General features: G+C 38.4%; 10 protein-coding genes and 1 pseudogene. 5 read left to right on the forward strand and 6 right to left on the reverse strand.

Features of this window, described 5'->3' with window-relative positions; all coding sequences use genetic code 11:
- The 5 genes and pseudogenes from FHS60_RS06735 to FHS60_RS06755 all read right to left on the reverse strand — a co-directional run.
- Positions 1 to 417 (reverse strand): annotated as a pseudogene (locus FHS60_RS06735) (DUF4372 domain-containing protein); the annotation flags it as partial.
- Positions 418 to 1,033: 616 nt separating this feature from the next.
- The gene (locus FHS60_RS06740) at positions 1,034 to 6,097 is read right to left on the reverse strand and encodes a hypothetical protein (protein WP_183696835.1); all 5,064 of its coding nucleotides are present in this window, start codon (positions 6,095 to 6,097) and stop codon (positions 1,034 to 1,036) included.
- Between the two features lie 446 nt (positions 6,098 to 6,543).
- A complete protein-coding gene (gene mobV / locus FHS60_RS06745; protein ID WP_183696839.1) occupies positions 6,544 to 7,800 on the reverse strand; it encodes a MobV family relaxase in 1,257 nt (418 codons plus the stop codon).
- A gap of 332 nt (positions 7,801 to 8,132) precedes the next feature.
- The gene (locus tag FHS60_RS06750) at positions 8,133 to 9,065 is read right to left on the reverse strand and encodes a toprim domain-containing protein (protein WP_183696842.1); all 933 of its coding nucleotides are present in this window, start codon (positions 9,063 to 9,065) and stop codon (positions 8,133 to 8,135) included.
- Positions 9,066 to 9,423: 358 nt separating this feature from the next.
- Positions 9,424 to 10,617, reverse strand: coding sequence for a VapE domain-containing protein (locus tag FHS60_RS06755; RefSeq protein WP_183696844.1), 1,194 nt, complete (start codon positions 10,615 to 10,617; stop codon positions 9,424 to 9,426).
- A gap of 444 nt (positions 10,618 to 11,061) precedes the next feature.
- On the opposite strand from FHS60_RS06755, the gene FHS60_RS06760 reads away from it, so the two are divergent.
- The 5 genes from FHS60_RS06760 (at position 11,062) to FHS60_RS06780 (ending at position 15,560) form a co-directional block, all read left to right on the forward strand.
- Positions 11,062 to 11,337 carry a helix-turn-helix domain-containing protein gene (locus FHS60_RS06760; protein ID WP_097626523.1) on the forward strand — a complete coding sequence of 92 codons (276 nt, stop codon included), beginning with the start codon at positions 11,062 to 11,064 and terminating at the stop codon, positions 11,335 to 11,337.
- An 8-nt stretch (positions 11,338 to 11,345) separates the two neighbouring features.
- Complete coding sequence (locus FHS60_RS06765) at positions 11,346 to 11,648, forward strand: helix-turn-helix domain-containing protein (RefSeq protein WP_097627585.1); 303 nt, start codon at positions 11,346 to 11,348, stop codon at positions 11,646 to 11,648.
- A 212-nt stretch (positions 11,649 to 11,860) separates the two neighbouring features.
- The gene (locus FHS60_RS06770; protein WP_183696848.1) at positions 11,861 to 13,369 is read left to right on the forward strand and encodes a 3'-5' exonuclease; all 1,509 of its coding nucleotides are present in this window, start codon (positions 11,861 to 11,863) and stop codon (positions 13,367 to 13,369) included.
- A gap of 2 nt (positions 13,370 to 13,371) precedes the next feature.
- On the forward strand, positions 13,372 to 14,034 hold the full coding sequence (locus FHS60_RS06775; protein WP_097627589.1) for a DarT ssDNA thymidine ADP-ribosyltransferase family protein: 663 nt from the start codon (positions 13,372 to 13,374) through the stop codon (positions 14,032 to 14,034).
- Positions 14,031 to 15,560, forward strand: coding sequence for an ADP-ribosylglycohydrolase family protein (locus FHS60_RS06780; protein WP_183696851.1), 1,530 nt, complete (start codon positions 14,031 to 14,033; stop codon positions 15,558 to 15,560). The genes FHS60_RS06775 and FHS60_RS06780 overlap by 4 nt, the downstream gene beginning before the upstream one ends.
- Positions 15,561 to 15,696: 136 nt before the next feature.
- Here the strand turns inward: FHS60_RS06780 and FHS60_RS06785 are convergent, their stop codons facing one another.
- Positions 15,697 to 16,872 (reverse strand): site-specific integrase, encoded by a 1,176-nt coding sequence (locus FHS60_RS06785; RefSeq protein ID WP_183696854.1) that lies wholly within the window; start codon positions 16,870 to 16,872, stop codon positions 15,697 to 15,699.

A 16,872-nucleotide genomic window follows, 5' to 3' on the forward strand; every position in this document is an offset into this window, starting at 1 on the left:
TCCTTTGAGAATGTTGTCAAAGAGCGTGATTGTGGTAGAATCTATCATATAAAGCTGCTTCTCCCACGCTTTTTGACAGCCCACAGGTCGGCTGTCCGCTAAAAATGGAGTATAACGTTCCAATAGAGAGGCATAAATCTTGGCAAAGAAATCTTGTGGACGCCGCAGGTTGGCTTCTGCAAGCGTACTGCGACGGACAACGTAGTCAAGACCCAAATGAGAGAGTTTCGTCGTCTCGGCTTTCATTCCAATCTCCAATTCACGCAGAGAATCAAAGTGTTTGAGAACACCAAAGAGCATAATGATGAGGTGTTTCCAGCCTGTCAAACGCTTCACATAGCGTTCGCTCCCTAGCGTTTCGAGACTAATTTGTTGAATTTTGGCTTTATCCAGCAATTTTATGACCTGACTATAGACCGGCTGTCCGGTAAAAAAATATGATTTCGGTCTAAATGCTTAAATTACAAGGCTCTGCGATAAAACACAGGTCGTATAGGTAACGATTTAGAAATGAGCGAAGTGCACTGATACACAATATTTTGAATAGCCAAAGAACGCTCACTATTTCACTTACAAAGATAACCCTTTTCGAGGAAAAGTGAGCGTTTTTTCATGTTTTTCTTCTTGTCAGTGAAAGAAAAAAGCGATTATAGTCGTTGTGAGCGGTTACGATGAATGAGCTGTTGCCGTACTCGTATCGCCACCTGCTTTTGGTGCCTCTTTACTACGGTGCCATCATAGAAGCCATCTTGCGGAGCATCAAACAAATATTGCACAAAAGAGGTAGAAGCTATTAAAGAATCTCTGGATAAAACTTAGCTCCTCTTCATAGACCTTGATTTCTCGTTGTTGTTCTGAGATTGTTTTGTCTTTTCCCTTGATGGTATCCTATAAGAGAATCACCTTCCTACGGATTTCGTTCTTCTCCTTCTCTTTGAGGGGCATTGTTGTCCTACCTTCTTTCTCTAATTCCGTAATACGCTCAAGTTCAGCGTTTCCAAAGAACGAGTAGAGTGTTCCTTCTACTCGCAGTTTACTTAATGCTTTTATACGTAATTACATTTTCTCTAAATAAATATGCTTCTGACGAACCCAAATCAACCATCCGGTTTAAAATCCAAACATAGTCATCTATTAGAGTTTTGTCGTTTTTGATTTTTGAAATATGATTATAGAAAAGTCGCTTTATCATTCTCTCCGATGACACAGATGTCAATGACAAAGAGGCGATGTTATTTGATTTGAAAAGGCCTGACAGCCAACTTATTCCTTCGGGCAAAAATTCTTTTCCTCCAATTGTAGAAAACACGTTTATTACTGATGAAGCATTGTTTTTCCCTTTTTCAAGAAACACTTTTTTATAAAACTCTTTTTTCCCATTTAAAATGCTCCAATCACTTTCATTCGGATTACCTTGATAATCCCATAGCAAATATCTAATATCCAACAAAAGTTTTTGAATTAGCGGGTGTGTTCCATCACTTGGGATTAAATCAAACAGAACTTCCCATAGATTCCAAAAGTTGGTCTGTTGCTGTGAGTATTTTGTTTGGTCAATTTTTGAATTTCCATTGTCATATAATTTCAATACAAAATAATCCAAAGTAGTATTCACAAATTGGAACAAATCGTCTCTTCCAAATCTTTGTCTTTGCGTATTTTTTGACAGTGAATTGACCAATGTTGTTAAAATAGATTTTGAAAAATCAAAATTTGCGTCCAAAAATAAATTGGCAAGATATTGTTCAATATCTGAAATTGATTCGTGATGAAATTGTCGAGATTCTCTTCCTCTGTTATATGAAAAATCTTCTTCTTTAGTTAAGTCGCCAATAACTATCGGTAATATGTGGTTTATGAAATATGTAAAATCTTTATCTGCTGTGTCATATGGCGTAATTACAAAAGCTCTTGCCAATAAATAACCTTCTGATTTTTCTAAACTTATTTCTGCAAGGTCTAATTTTAAGTTTTTGTTAGATGCAATTTCCTGAACAAAATCATTTTCCTTTTTTAAACTTTTTTCATCTTGATTTCCATAGAAATTAGGATTTGCTTTTTTGAAATTAGAATACATAATGAGACCAAGCCAAACTCTTTTTGCTTCATTAGGAAATTGTTTGAAAAATACTTCTCTAAAGTATCGTATGATTTTGTCAAATTCGTGGTCGTGGAACGGTGCGAATAGCATATAAATCATTGTAGCTATTATGTCGTTTTTATCTTCTTCGTTATCAACATTTTGCAAAAGTAAATGGAAAGAAGATAAAGCAATTTCTTTTTCCATTATGCAGACACTCATATTAAGGCTATAATCTCTGCTAAATGTATCTTGAAGAATAGAAGTTGTTGCATCAGTAATTATTTTTATACACTTTGTTTTTTGCTCTTCATTTATGTTTGTTGCAAAATCTCTCAGTCCTAATACGGCTAACGTGATTGGTCTGTCATAAAGGATATTTAAGGATTTTGATGAAGAATATTGTTCATAGCAAGATAACCAAGATGAAAAATCAATAATTTCTTTCTTTTCGTAAGTTTTTGAAAGTTGTCCTGAAATATTCAAAGACTTTTTATCTGCTTCAAAACTTTCTTTATTGGATTCAATAAACTTTACAACTTCATCATCGTATTCAGGTTGAATAGGAAAACCACCAAGTTTTTCATCATATTCTCCAACTTTATGGTTTCTGATATCCATTTCAATTAAATTCTTTTTCCATATAACATCTTTACCATCATTTCGTGCTTTTAGTTTGTCAATTATTTGGTGAATTTCTTTGTTTAATTTTCTAACATTAAATTGGTAGTCTAAAATAAAATCTCGAAGCCCTCTTTGATATTTTTTTCTATGTGGAAGTTGATTTGATTCCCAACGCTTTTTTTGTGCAAATGAAATACGTCTATCCATTGGGGCAAGCGCTGAGCTTTCTTGAAGTGCTCGACTTAAATCCCACTCATAAAATTCCTTGACAGACAATAATGGCAACATCGCTTCTTCAACTTCTCCGGGATAAGCAATAGCAACGCTCGTTAAAACCGCTATTGGAGCAACATTATTGCTGTTTTTAAGAACATAATCAAATATAAAATTCAAGTTCTCTCTACTAACATCTGTCTTTCTTTTAGCCGTTTCTAATAAAAACTTCTCAAGGCTCATTAGCAATGATTCCAATGCGTAGTTTGTAACGCTTAAACCTCTGTAAGCCGCCCATAATTCCCACGCCGCATATAGTTTTGTTTTTGTTCCGTCATTCTGTTCTATTTCAATTTGAGAAATTTTATGCTTATATTCACAAGTAGCGTTTACATAAAATTCAACCGAATCATTGATAAAATCAATGATGAACTTCAAACCAACGATTGGGTGAATCCACAATAAATTGTAAAAAGGCGTTTTGTAAATTCCCGAAGGGAAAAAGGAATGTCTATCTCTTATTCCCCAACATTCCTCATCACGCAAAGAGTGTCTTGATATAAATCTAATTTCATTTGGATAATCAGATTCTTTTGGTGGTATATATTTCCAATTTTTCCAAGCTGTTTCAATAATCAATTCAGGCAATTCTTTTATCAAACGCTGGTTTCCTATACCTGAAAGACAACTTTCAATTACATTTTCGTAAAAAGAATTTAATCTCCAAGATTCCCGATTTTCTTTCTTGGTAAATGCTCTTGCAATAAGTTGTTTAATTTCTTCCTTTGAAATTGAAGCCAAGTCAAATAAAATTGAAATCAAGTTTGATGATTTACCTTTGACATTTTCATCTTGCCAAAATTCTTTTTCTTCTTCAACTTCTTTCAAATAGGTTAGGACAATAGATTTTGCCGCCTCTAATTCTGCGTTTTCAATTTTTTTGTATTGAAAAAGTAATCGGTAATACCAATTAGTGAGAAAATTGAGTATTGTAAGTTTTATTGATTCTAATTGAGTATTGTTCTTTTGAATAAAAAACAATGCTTCTTTCCAACCCGAACCAATCGGCAAAAGCAAATTGCTGTTGTTCGTTTTTTGGTCGCTTTCTTTGCAGCAAGTTTTTATGATATGCAAACATCTATTGAAGAAAACAGAGTTGTCTTCAAGAAGTTCTTTTTCAAAAGAAGTAAAAAATGAATTACTGTTTTCTGACTTAAATACAGCTACCAACAATTCATCTGCCCAATATTTCTCAATAGTTTGGTCAGCAATTGTTACCTTGATCAGTTCATTTATTTTACCATTGTTGTCAATTAAATAGTCTTCCACCCAAAGACGAAATGCTCGTCTAATAGCCGGCTCGTTTCCTAAATTGTTGAAAAAATCTTTTGGATTTGGAAAGTCTTCAAACTTTGAAGAAACATATTTTACTAATGCCCAATCTTCTAATATATCGTGAGTGGGAGAATACTTTCTGTTGTTGTTTTCCTGAAATACAATTTCATCATTTTCTAAACAGGCTATAGCCTCTGCATCAGACTTATCAGGTTTAGTAAAGAGTTTCATTTCCTTTGCTCTCTTTACTGCAATTTCTTTAAAGGCTTCTTCACGTTTAAGTGGAAGTCCATTTTTTGTATTGGTTGAATCTACAACTAATGAATTCCATAACTTGTCTTTAAACTCTGTCTGCGAAACATTAGCATAATCATCGTTTGTTTTACTAATTGCTAAGATTGAGAAGTCCAGATATTTTGGACTTTGCAACAACTTTTTGACTTTGTCGTTTTTTAGAACACTATTTAACTGCGGAAACTTTTCAGCTACAAGTTTTAATTCTTCTTCATTAAGCGTTGGAATGTCAATTATACATATATTGTCTTTATCAATACCAAATTTTAATGTAATTAAATCAATCGCATATTTCCGTGACGAAGCAATTAATTTAATTTCTGGGTGCTCTTTAAGTAACGCTAATAACTGTTTAAAGGCACATTCGGGGTCTGCTTCCAATAGCTTTTCCAAGCTATCAACGAAAATAATTTTTTCAGGAATAAGGGAGATACATGAGAAAATATTTTGTATTGTTTCATTTACCCCTTGACTTGAGAAAACATTGGCGAGCGTAGATTCATTGAATTGGTCTGCTCTGAAAACAAACACACTTGCATTAGGATAATCTTTTTCAAGGATCTCTTTGATTTCAGCTGATTTCCCAACTCCAGGTTTTCCTGTCACAATCGTTAGTTGGGAATTACTTAGACCAACTAAAATTTTTTCTCTTAATTCTGATCGTTGTAAATGAAATTCGTTTTCTCCTTTTCCAATATAAGTTTTTATTGGTCGTAAAATCTCATTGCTGTCTGATTTAAGTTTTTCAACGGCTTTGAAGTATGGAGTTAAATGTGTGTTATCAAAATGCTGAAAGAAATCTTTATCTTTAATACTTTCAAGTGTCACACTTCCACCATTTGGATTAAGCGTAGCAACATAAGCAAAAATACTGTCCCAAATATCTTTTTCGGTTGTTGCCGAATTTTTGTTTTTACTGAGCTTAATCAGATTGAGAAAATATGTTTTATCAATACTCCCTTCGTTTAGGAAATCATATTCCAAAACATCAACACATTTCAAAAACTCCCAAAGTTCTTTATCTGTCAAATATGTATTTTTATTTGCTTCTTTTAGCACCTCACGAAAAACATCTAATCGGTCTTTCTTTCCTTTTATCCTGTTTACTTCGGTAATAAAATCTGCTTCTGTTGCGTGATTTTTTGCCCAATTAAAAAGCGATTTAAGATGATTTCTTTCATCTTTAGTTAAACCATTCTTTATTATAATAAGTTTATCTTTTGATTTGTCAAAAATTGAAGTATTATTATAGTCTTTCCAAAAAGCATTAATTACCTCTTTGAATATTTCATTATCAACAGTAAATGATATATCGTGTTTTACCTGAATCAATATACGATGTTCACCACTTGCTGATTTTGCCGTAACCATAAAATCATCAGTTTCATAGCCTCTGTTAGTTACTTGTAGTGCAACCTCCGATAATTCACCAGAATCAAGACATGGAGCATTACCATGAATGATAAGAGTTGTAAGAAACGCCGTTTGAACGAGTTGTTCAAAGTTTGTCCCACCTCCTCCTTTTTGAAATACGCTTCCCTTTTGTGACATATTAATTTATTCCTTTAGTATCCTCCCCATTTTAGACAACAGGTTGGTGTTTATTTTACTGTTACAAACCTACTTTTTTTCTTTCTATAACATAGTTATTTGCTGTTGCTATGTAGTTGCTACTACCCATATTATATGCTACCAATTATTTTTAATACTTTGGCAGGGTAGTTTAAAGTTGTAGAACTTTATATTCCTCCCAATACCTTATGAAAAAGTCAAGAAAATAAACTCGTCAGGGCGAGAATTATTGACCACCCAGTAAGGCAAAAATAGTTTGCTCCCCTAAAAATATGATTTCGGACTAGATGGCTAGATTACAAGGTTCTGTGATTAGATGCAGGTCGTATAGAACACTCACTATTTCAGTTGCAAAAGTAACACTTTGTGTGGAAAAGTGAGCGTTCTTTCGTGTTTTTCTTCTTTGGCGATGAAAGAAAAAACGATTACAGCCGTTGTGAGCGGTTGCGGTGAATGAGTTGTTGCCACTTCTGCTCACACCAATCTGAGACGGACAGACCATTGATGGTGAGGACAGGCTGACGCTTCTCATTAAGAGTGATACGCAGCTCGGCATTCTCTTCTGTGAAGTTACGTTTGTACATTCCCGAATACACATCAGCCGTACTACGTACTGCTACCTGCTTTTGGTGCATTCTGACAAAGGTATCGTCATCGATGTCCATCTTGCGGAGCAGTAGACGAATATTAAGCAAGAGGTAGAAGCTGTGGAAGAAACGCCGAATGAAACTCCGCTCCTCCTCATACGTCTTGATTTCCTTTTGCTGTTCAACTATGGTCTTGTCTTTAGCTGCAACGGTATCCTGCAGGAGAATTACCTCCTTACGGATTTCGGCTTTTTCCTTTTCTGAAAGGAACTTCTGATGCTCCATCTCCTTTTCCAACTCTCCGATACGCTTCTCTGCCTTGTCAAGTTCCGTATTGCCAAAGAGCGAGTAGAGCGTACCCTTTACCCGAAGTTTACCTGCCTGCTTTTCCAATTCCCTTATCTTTTCGATAAGTTCGGCTTCTTCGGTTTGCTTCTGTTCCGTCTCCTTGAGTATCTCCTTGTAATACTCCATATTAGAGCGGTGTTTGGCTTCCGAGCCATATATACCTCTCTCCAACCCGAAAGGTTTCATCTGTTCTGCGTATGTAGTTTGGTACTCTTCCAATTTCTTCGGGGTAAGCACATCATCGGCACAGAGCCGTATCTTGTCTTTCTTTGTCTTGTACTTCCGCTTGCCATTCTCAGCTTCCGTCTTGGCTTTCCGTCTTTCTCCTTGCACGATGGGTACTATCGTAGCATGGATATGTGGTGTTTCCTCGTCTGCGTGAAGTGTAGCTGCCACTACATTTTCCTTACCAAAGGTGGAGTAAAGCCACTGCATCGTGCTGTCGCACCACTCTCCCAAACGCCCCTCGCTTTCAAGCCGGAGCATATCCTCGTGCGAGCCGGAAAGGATAAACCGCAAAGCCTTAACTTGGTTGTCTGCCACCTTTCGATAAATGTTTGCCGTGGCAATGCGGTGTTCTATGGCTTCCGTGCGGTTGGTGACATCTGCGGGGAATTGCACCAACTCACGGTTGAGGTGCGTGCGGGTGGCATCGACGTTGTTCGGCACGAATGTACGCTCAATGTGGGCGGTCATTGCCGAATCGTTGCCCCGAGCCTTGTCTATGTGTAATACTGCGTAGCCCATAAGTTGAATATTGCTTTAAGGGGTATCCAAAGGGGCGGAGACCCTTGGCTCAGGAGGGCTTTTTCAGCGGTAACGGAGTGGAGCGTGAAGAAAATGCCCTAATAAGCTATGGTATTTCTACTAAATGCCGCTCCGCCCTGTCCGAAGTCCGCCTTTACGGTTTTTGCATTCTCAGAATGCGCAGAGAGCTTTGTTTCTAAGTTTCTTTTGAGGAAACTTGCAGTTGGGAAACTGCCATCGCTTTCGAAACAAAGCCATCTGTCTGCTTTTGTTCTCTTTTTAGTCCCTAAGGATGCCCGATTGATATTTGGTTTTGGTTGCACTCTTTTGCCTTATCTGCGAAATCCCCGTTTGACAACCGATTGAGGTTTCTTCTGTCTCTGTTCCATCGCTTTCTGACGAGAAACGTGGTACTCGTTACGGTCTTTATATCCGCCATAATGTCGGCTCACATCCTCTACGCTCATTCCTGCCGATTGAAGAACCTGCAAGGCTTGCCGTCCTGCTTCATCGTTGTCAAGAAACGCACGAACGTAGGCAATATGATGTTCACGGAGATATGCAACGGCTCTATGAATATTGCTTACGGAGTTCAGCACAAGGCAGGGGACTAATTCTTTTCCTTTCATAGTAAGATAGGAAAGGAAGTCCATAAAGCCCTCGAAGATGCAGTGAGAGGCGTTGTTCGTTTCTCCTGCAATCACGGATATATCCTTTGGAGCGATTGTTCCCTTAAACGTCTTGTCGTCCCGGAGTTCATACCCTCCTGCACGGTTGGAAAATCCTATGGCGGTGTAAGTTCTTCCTCCCACTTCGTAGCATACGAAACGCAGATAGGGTTTGGTAAGCAAAAGGTCAATCTTGCGTTCCTCCTGCAAATAGTGTTGCAGATGTGGGGGCACCTCCTCGCTGATGCCGAGAATGTGCCTTACGCTCGGGGACAGTGCAGCGACCTTTTCCTTTGGAGGAGTTGCACTATGAAAGGAAAGGTTGTTCCCTGCCAAAAGGCTCATTGCTTTGTGAGCATCGCACCCTTGCAACAGCATCACAAGGTCTATGATGCTGCCGCCTTTGCCCAAGCCGAAATCGTACCAGAGGTTGCGTGCAAAATCCACTTTCAGACTGGCATTATGGTCTTCCCGATAAGGTGCGTTGTAAAGTGCATAACTGCCGTATTTCTTGATGGGCTGTATGCCACAGGCATGAAGATAGTCCGCTATGGGTATGTTCTTGATGTTTTGTAAATTGTAATATTCGTTGTTCATTGTTGTTATCGTTGGATTTGGATTGTTCGATATTTTATTGTTCGCTCTGTTTTCTCTTTTTGGAATTTCCCTTTTTTATCTTACTACCCTTCGACATGGATATAAGTAATTGACAGTGAAAGAAAAAAGTGTAACACTTCTTTCGGTTTTATCTTTCTACATCTCCTTTTTACGCCTTTTCTTATTCATACTATCGTAGAAGCGTAGAAAGATTGTAGTAAGCCGTGTCGCAAGATGGATACCTCCTACAATCCTTTCTCTTTCACCGTATTATCCTTGTTTGTAGTAATGTAGTAAGGAGAATAGGAAAGAAAAGAGAAAGGAGTATTGCAAAGGGGGGGGTGATAATAACAGAGTGTTATGGCGGTTGCTCGGGGTAAATCTTACGGACTGCATAGACATATACAGGATTGCCGTTTATCCTGCGACACTCCCTTGTATAGCCAGCCTTTCGCAAGGCTTCGCCCATCCGTTTGGCGGAGAGGGATTGTCGGGTATAGCAGGAGAGGTAACCCACTATCTCCGAATTGGTCATATAGAAGCGTTTTGTTGCCGTCTCCGCTTCCGAAGGAAAGGTGAAATAACGGAGCAACAGTTCCATTTCTGCCGTATAGACTTGGAAAGCCTCGCTGTTTCGGTGCAGTTCGGCAATCTCCTCATCATTGAACCAATAGCGAAATCCGTCTTTCAGCAATGCTTTCGCTTCGCTATACACGGCATCCATCGGGATTGTCTTGGCACGTTCTATATCTATTGCAAGCACCTCAAATGGGAGGAAACGTCTGCTCCCAGTCGGGTCGGTGAGGAAATCGTTGCCATTGACCGATGCTACGAAGCTCGCCAAGTGCGGTCGCTCTTCGATGTGCTTTTCATAAGGCATACGGTACTTCACCTGTGGGCAGGTAATCAGGTTCTTCAGTTCATTCTCGTCTCGCTTGTTGAGGGCTTTGAGCTGGTCATCGATATTGATGATGAAGTTTTGACCGATAAGGCTCAACACGTCCTTTTTCTGCGGATATATCTTTCCCGTATATTGATAGTCTGACAGTGCAGGTGGGCAGAGCAGGTCAAGAAATGTGGTTTTGAATTTCCCTTGCTCACCTGTCAGTACAAGACAGGTGTGGTTACGGCACTGCCTGTCGTCCATCGCATTGGCGACCACTGCCACCAACCATTTGGTAAGGTATTCCCTCCATTTCTCTGGATTGGCTACGCTCACGCAGTCGGCAAGGGCGGTAATCGCTCCTTTCTTGGCTTCTTCCATTATCGGTAAGCTGTGGAAATAAGCCTGCACAGGGTTGATGCGTGGGGAGAAATCGCTTTCGATGATGCTGTACAGGTTCTCGGGCGAGGTCTGTACATTGATTTCCTTGTCCAAGGCTCGCTTTAGGGTATTGATGCGGTAGCGGTCTATCGCCACATAGTTCCCTGTTTCTCGCGGACGGTATTCTGCTCGATACAGTATGGTGCTATACCGAAACTCATATCGCTCCGAAAGGAACTCCTCTATTTGGATGTTCTTTGAGATGTTGTCGCTGTTTTCTCTTTTCATTGTGCGGATTGCTTTCTATTACTTGTTTTTGATGTTTGGCAGGTTTTCGAATGCCAAAGCCAAGTTAGGTAGCCTTTTGCAGTGAGCCAACATTTGCGGTGTTTCTGCATCGGAGTACATTGCTTTTCTCTGCTATGGCACAACGAAAAAGCCCCTTGTCGCTCCAAAATGGAGGGAAAGGGGCAAAAGAAGTGCACGGATTGCACGGTGGGAAAGTGTGAGGTCTGCAACTGTTTGCAGAGTTTTGCACTATCCGAAAGGAACAAATGACTTTTCGGGCGGTGCAGGAGAATTTGAAAGGGGAAAAACAGGGATGTATAGTGTGCGGACTTCCTGCCGTTTCCCTCTTCTTCCCTGCTTATCCCGACCTCTTCGGGAATCGAAATCCACTGCTTACTTTTGCGTCAGAAATCAATAATAACGCAAATAAAACAATAACGAAAAATGAGATTTACAGCTATTGATACCTCCGCTTGGGAGGAACTGAAAGAGAGCATCGTGGAGCTGACCGACTGCTTTAACGAGCATTTCGCCCCACCTGCCGAACAGCCCGACCTCCTGCACAATGGGGACGTGTGCCGAATACTGAACATCAGTAAACGGACACTTCAACACTATCGGGACACCTCCGTGCTGCCCTTCATTCAAATCGGGCATAAATGCTATTACAAACGTGAGGACGTGGAGACACTACTCGCTAAGTCTGACCCTCCTAAATAAAATGAACTATGGAATACGAAACTATCAGCAAAGAAACACCCGAAATGAAACAGCTCATTTCGGACATCAGAAACCTCACAAAGCGTGTGCGGGCAACGGCACAGACACACCGCCCCCTATTCGGGGGAGAACTCTATCTCACAGGGAGAGAAGTATGCGAGAGGCTCTTCCTCTCTCCCCGCACTTTGCAGGACTATCGGGACAAAGGCATTTTCCCATACACGCAGATTGCAGGGAAGATACTTTACCGATTGACTGACCTGCAACGAATTTTGCAAGAGAATTATGTAAACAGAAACCTGCATCAATAATGGTGCAGTTTTTTTTGCTCTTATCTTGAAAAATCTGTCGTTCTGTGTTAAATGCTTTGTTTTTCTTTAGAATATCACAGAAAAACTATAATTTTACAATTGAGCATATTGTGTGCTCATACATTTTGGTAAAAAAAGAGGCGTTATGCCCTATTCTTGTATGTACGAGGCCTGAGAAACTTCCCAACAATACATATTCAAAAGTAATTAGAATGCTAAAAAAGATTATCCTAAAAGGAGAGCAGAAAAGAGTTTTGTTTCTTCCTCCGACAAAGCCCATTCAAATAAAAGGCGTAGCAGGCAGTGGTAAGACTACAGTCGCTCTATACAGAGCAAAGCACCTATTAGAAACTCAAAATACACTTTTTAAAGAAGCAAAGATAGCTATTTTTACTTTTAACAAGACATTAGCAGCCTACATAAAAGCAGTAAGTCCTTATATAAATGGTGGATATCAAAAAGACACTGACGAAATAAATCCTAAAACTCCAGATGGGTTAAATGTTACCATTGTGAATTTCCACAGTTGGGCTTATCGCTTTGCTGGAATTGGATACGATACCACTATTCTGAAACCAGAACAAATCAATATTATAGAGAATATAAAAAGATCGGGGAAAGTAATAAACTCAAACCTACTAAATAAAAGCTCAGAATTTTTTCTAGAAGAGATTTCGTGGATAAAGGGTAAACTTTTCAATTCGAGAACGGAGTACTTAGAAGCAAAGCGTATTGGAAGAGGTATATCAGACAGAGTTACTGCAAGTGATAAAGAAACAATATGGAGTATTTACACAATGTACAGTGAAGAGTTGAAAAATAGAGGAAAAAAAGATTTTGATGATTATGCGATAATTAGTTTACAAAAAATTGAAAACGATTCATCTTGGGAGCCGCCATTCACTCATATAATTATTGATGAAGCTCAAGATTTAAACAAAGCTCAAATTCTAGTTATTTCGAAGTTGGTCTCTCAAGAAACAGAGAGTATATCAATCATAGCAGATGCTGCTCAAAGAATTTATAAAAGTGGCTTTACTTGGTCTGAAGTTGGTCTAAATGTTCGTGGTGGTAGAACCATAGAATTTAAAAAGAATTACAGGAATTCTGTACACATTGCTAGGGCTGCGCTTTCTTTATTGGAAAATGAAGAAGACAAATCGGAATTCACAGTAGTTGAAACAGCTCTTTCAGGTGGTGAAAAACCTACATTATCCCTTTTAGGAGGTTTTGAGGAACAACTTGCTTATTTGAAAGATGAGCTGCAAAACCTAAAAAATACAGGGAAAATGAATAGCACAATAGTTTTGCACAGAACAAATGATGGTGTAAATAGAATTCAACATTATCTTAACACTAATGGTTTTCAAACAGAACTCGTAAGATCAAACCTGCCCGTAAGATACGAAAGTGGTAGTATTAAAATCAGCACTATGTCCTCCGTGAAGGGGTTGGAATTTGATAATGTGTTTATTATGGATTTGACAGATGAAATAATTCCTTATCCTCCAGGATTTATCGAGACAGATGACGAATTTCATATTTCTACTGAAAGGAGGCTATTATACACCTGTATGACTAGAGCAAGAAATATTCTCTTTCTAATAGGTGATAAGAATAATCCATCAAGATACATTGCCGAAATTGATGCAAATTTTCTAAATAAAGTATCAACACTTCCTTCTGAATGTGCTTTAAACGATGATTACTTACCTTTCTAGTTATGGATAAAAAAGCGGACTACATATATTTTCAAGAAGAAATATCAAAACGAGGAATAGAGTTTCTGATACACTTTACGCCAACTATTAATCTTTATAGTATACTAGAACAAGGCAAGCTGATGTCAAGAAAAACTCTCGAAAATTTAGATATTGAGCAATTCGACATATTGGACTATGCCCAATTTACTGATAACGTTAGATACGATGATAAAGGCTTTATCAATTTATCCATTTCGGGACCAAATACGTTCCTCTTTTCAAAATTTCAGGAGAGAACTAAAGATGATATGACGATAGATTGGTGCATCTTGAAAATTGATCCAAAATATATCTATGAAAAGGAAACGAAATTTTCAGTAACAAATGCTGCATCAAATGTTGCAAAGGCTATAGGGGTAACGGGAGACTTGGATAAATTTAAAATGCTATTTGCAAATAGTATTAATATACCCTATGGCATTCGTGGCAAAATTAATTCAAAGTACCCAACGAATGTCCAAGCTGAGGTTCTGGTAAAAAAGGATATACCTGTTGAGAGTATTATTGAAGTATGTTTTAATTCTATAGAAAGTTTTGCATCTGCTAAAGCTGCATTGTCAGAGTTTGATACAAGTAATTTTGTTGTTGATATGGAGATTTTTTCACCAAATAGAACATTATGAAACCTGAAACCAAATATAAAGGAGCAATAAAACTTGCTGCAATTGGGGATGCCCTTGGCTGGATAACAGAATTTGAAAGGAACTCTGATACCTTAAAGTCAAAATACGGAACAGTTTATGTTTCTAAGTTTTATGATTGGGAAAAGAAAGTTGGTGGCAAGTTCAATGGATACATAGATAAATTAAAAAAAGGGTCATATTCCGACGATACCCAACTAATGCTTTCTGTAGCGAGGTCTATTATGGAAAATGGTGCTATTGATCGTGAATATTTTTCTAAAGTAGAATTACCAAGTTGGATTTTGTATGCTCGTGGAGCAGGTAGAACCATAAAAAATGCCGCGAGAAAAATTGAACGGAAATCAGCGAAATGGAATAATAATTTTTTCACCTATAAGGCTGGTACCATAACGATTGACTACAGAGAAAGTGGTGCAAATGGAGCAGCAATGCGTATTCTTCCTATTGCTCTTGCAAATTTTGGAGACATTGACAAAATCAAGAAAGAAATTTTTGCAAACAGTATTGTGACACATGGTCACCCAAGGGCGATTATTGGTGCAATGCTTTATGGCTATGCAGTTCATACAATTCTAAAATTTCTTCCTGAATACTTTTCTTATAAAACATACTTAACTGAGCTTGGAAAAAACATTCATCAAAAGCTTTCAATCCCTTTTATTAAAGAACATGATTTTGATAGTTGGGAAAATGAATGGAATAGTAAAGCCCAAATATCATTCACAGATCAATACCAAGTAGTACTTGACGAGACACAACAGTATTTGCGCAATATTTACAAATGCCTGAATCATAATATAGATGACGAAACAGCTTTCCGCATATTGGGTTGCTATAATTTGGATACAAAGGGTTCAGGAACTTCTACTGTAATTGCTGGTATTTTTCTTTGTTGTAAATATCATAATGAACCGATAAGGGGTATAGAACAAGCTGTTAACTTGATTGGAACTGACACTGATAGCATTGCTGCTTTCGCAGGTGGATTAATAGGTTCACTACACGGTACTTCTATTATTCCTGATAGATATAAATTAATTCAAGATTCTGATTACCTTGACAAGGTTGCTGTTAGACTTTTGAAAATATCTGAGAATCGTGTAGTAAAAGAGAAAGTTCAAAATTATCTGGGCTTAAAATCAATCAATACTATAACTGATGATAACTTTGACTTAAATGAATCTATTTATTTCGAGCCTCTTGGCAGAGGAAAGATAGTACATATTGACAGGCAAAATACTTTAACTAAAGGGAAGTATAATCTGTTGATTGATGTTGAATTTGATTTGGGGCAGAGTTGCAGGTTTGCTAAGTTAATGAATAAAGAACGTAAAACTCTCCCAAGCTCTACATGTTCTGATTTTCAAGATAAAAAGCATCAAATAAAGGTATTCTCCTCGGAGACTCAAAATTGCATAGACCTTTTTATGAGAGAGTTAAATCAAGAACAGCAGAAACACTTTAATGATATTCTAACTTTGATTCAACTAGAATATGATGATTAACTAATTTGTCTTGTGTTTATAATTTCTGTGTTAGCGACTATTGCATTAATGGACAAAATTGGTAATGGTCATCATTGATATGGATTTTAAACAAGGCGAAGATCAGGATTAAAACATTCTTCGCCTTGTTTCTTTGTTACTCATATTTCTCTATTAGCCTATCCATATCCTTTGAAATCTTATTATCCGTGATTTGAGCATAAATCTGTGTACTCGCAATGGAGGCATGTCCCATCATCTTGGCAATACTCTCAATCGGTATGCCTGCTTCCAATGTCAGCGCACCGAAAGAATGGCGGGCTACATGAAAGGAAAGGGACTGTCGAATGGCACAAGCCAGACCAATAGCCTTGAGGTGCATACCTATCTGTATTCTACTCATCGAGGTTGCAAAGATGGGGGTATCCTCTTTCTTGTCTTTCAGTGGGTAAAGCGAGAGTATCTGCTCGGCAATCGGGTGCAGGGGCGTGATGCTCTCTACACCTGTCTTTTTTCTGTACTGACGGATATAGCGTATTCCGGCATTGTTCGTCTGAATATCACAGTACCGCAACTTGCTAACATCAGCAAAAGCCAAACCTGTGAATACGGAGAAAAGAAACATCCTCCGCACAAATTCCGCCTGTCCATTTTGCAAGGGCATAGCCAACAGACGGGCAACCTCCATCTTACTCAAACAGCGAATTTTTCGCTCCACTCGCTCATACTTGGCATCCTCAAAAGGATTATAACGAATGGTTTGCCGGCTCACAGCCCTATACATCAAACGACTTAACCAAAAGAGATTTTGTTTCGTTGAGGACAAGGCATAACCTTTTCTTTTGAAGTGGATGCGATAATCATCGAAAAACTCCATAGTAAGAGTTGTCAGAGGAATATCCGCTACACCTTTACTTTCCACAAAACTTTCCAACTGCCTGTGATAGCTACGGCAGCTTTGGTAAGTACCTGAAGCCCTTGTGGATTGAACGATTGACAGTTCCTCTCGGCTAAGAGCAAGCAATGTGGTAGGATTTGAGCCGACACCTTGCAAGTGGTTTTTAAGCAACTCGGCACTCACCGCACCAAATTGCAGAAGCAACGTATTATAGCCCTGTTCAATCTTCTTTCTAAACAATTGTAAGCGTTGATTTAGTTTCTTATTATTCGACGCTTGTCGCTTCACACTCCAATCTTGGGGAGAGATACTTTCTCCTGTGGACATTACCACTTTTGAACCGTCTATCGTAATACGGCAAAGGATAGTCGTAGTGCCATCTGTTCTCAGTTTGCTACGATTGATGTAGAATAGGATATTGAATGTGCTACGCAT

It is taken from the genome of Alloprevotella rava (assembly GCF_014195585.1).
In the GTDB taxonomy this organism is placed as follows: Bacteria; Bacteroidota; Bacteroidia; order Bacteroidales; family Bacteroidaceae; genus Alloprevotella; species Alloprevotella rava.

What these genes read in the sequence shown, in the direction of transcription:
- FHS60_RS06765 (WP_097627585.1), top strand. Translation starts at nt 11,346, where the DNA reads ATGGAATACGAAACTATCAGCAAAGAAACACCCGAAATGAAACAGCTC.
- FHS60_RS06760 (WP_097626523.1), top strand. Translation starts at nt 11,062, where the DNA reads ATGAGATTTACAGCTATTGATACCTCCGCTTGGGAGGAACTGAAAGAG.
- FHS60_RS06785 (WP_183696854.1), bottom strand. Translation starts at nt 16,872, where the DNA reads ATGCGTAGCACATTCAATATCCTATTCTACATCAATCGTAGCAAACTG.
- FHS60_RS06755 (WP_183696844.1), bottom strand. Translation starts at nt 10,617, where the DNA reads ATGAAAAGAGAAAACAGCGACAACATCTCAAAGAACATCCAAATAGAG.
- FHS60_RS06770 (WP_183696848.1), top strand. Translation starts at nt 11,861, where the DNA reads ATGCTAAAAAAGATTATCCTAAAAGGAGAGCAGAAAAGAGTTTTGTTT.
- FHS60_RS06780 (WP_183696851.1), top strand. Translation starts at nt 14,031, where the DNA reads ATGAAACCTGAAACCAAATATAAAGGAGCAATAAAACTTGCTGCAATT.
- FHS60_RS06740 (WP_183696835.1), bottom strand. Translation starts at nt 6,097, where the DNA reads ATGTCACAAAAGGGAAGCGTATTTCAAAAAGGAGGAGGTGGGACAAAC.
- FHS60_RS06775 (WP_097627589.1), top strand. Translation starts at nt 13,372, where the DNA reads ATGGATAAAAAAGCGGACTACATATATTTTCAAGAAGAAATATCAAAA.
- mobV (WP_183696839.1), bottom strand. Translation starts at nt 7,800, where the DNA reads ATGGGCTACGCAGTATTACACATAGACAAGGCTCGGGGCAACGATTCG.
- FHS60_RS06750 (WP_183696842.1), bottom strand. Translation starts at nt 9,065, where the DNA reads ATGAACAACGAATATTACAATTTACAAAACATCAAGAACATACCCATA.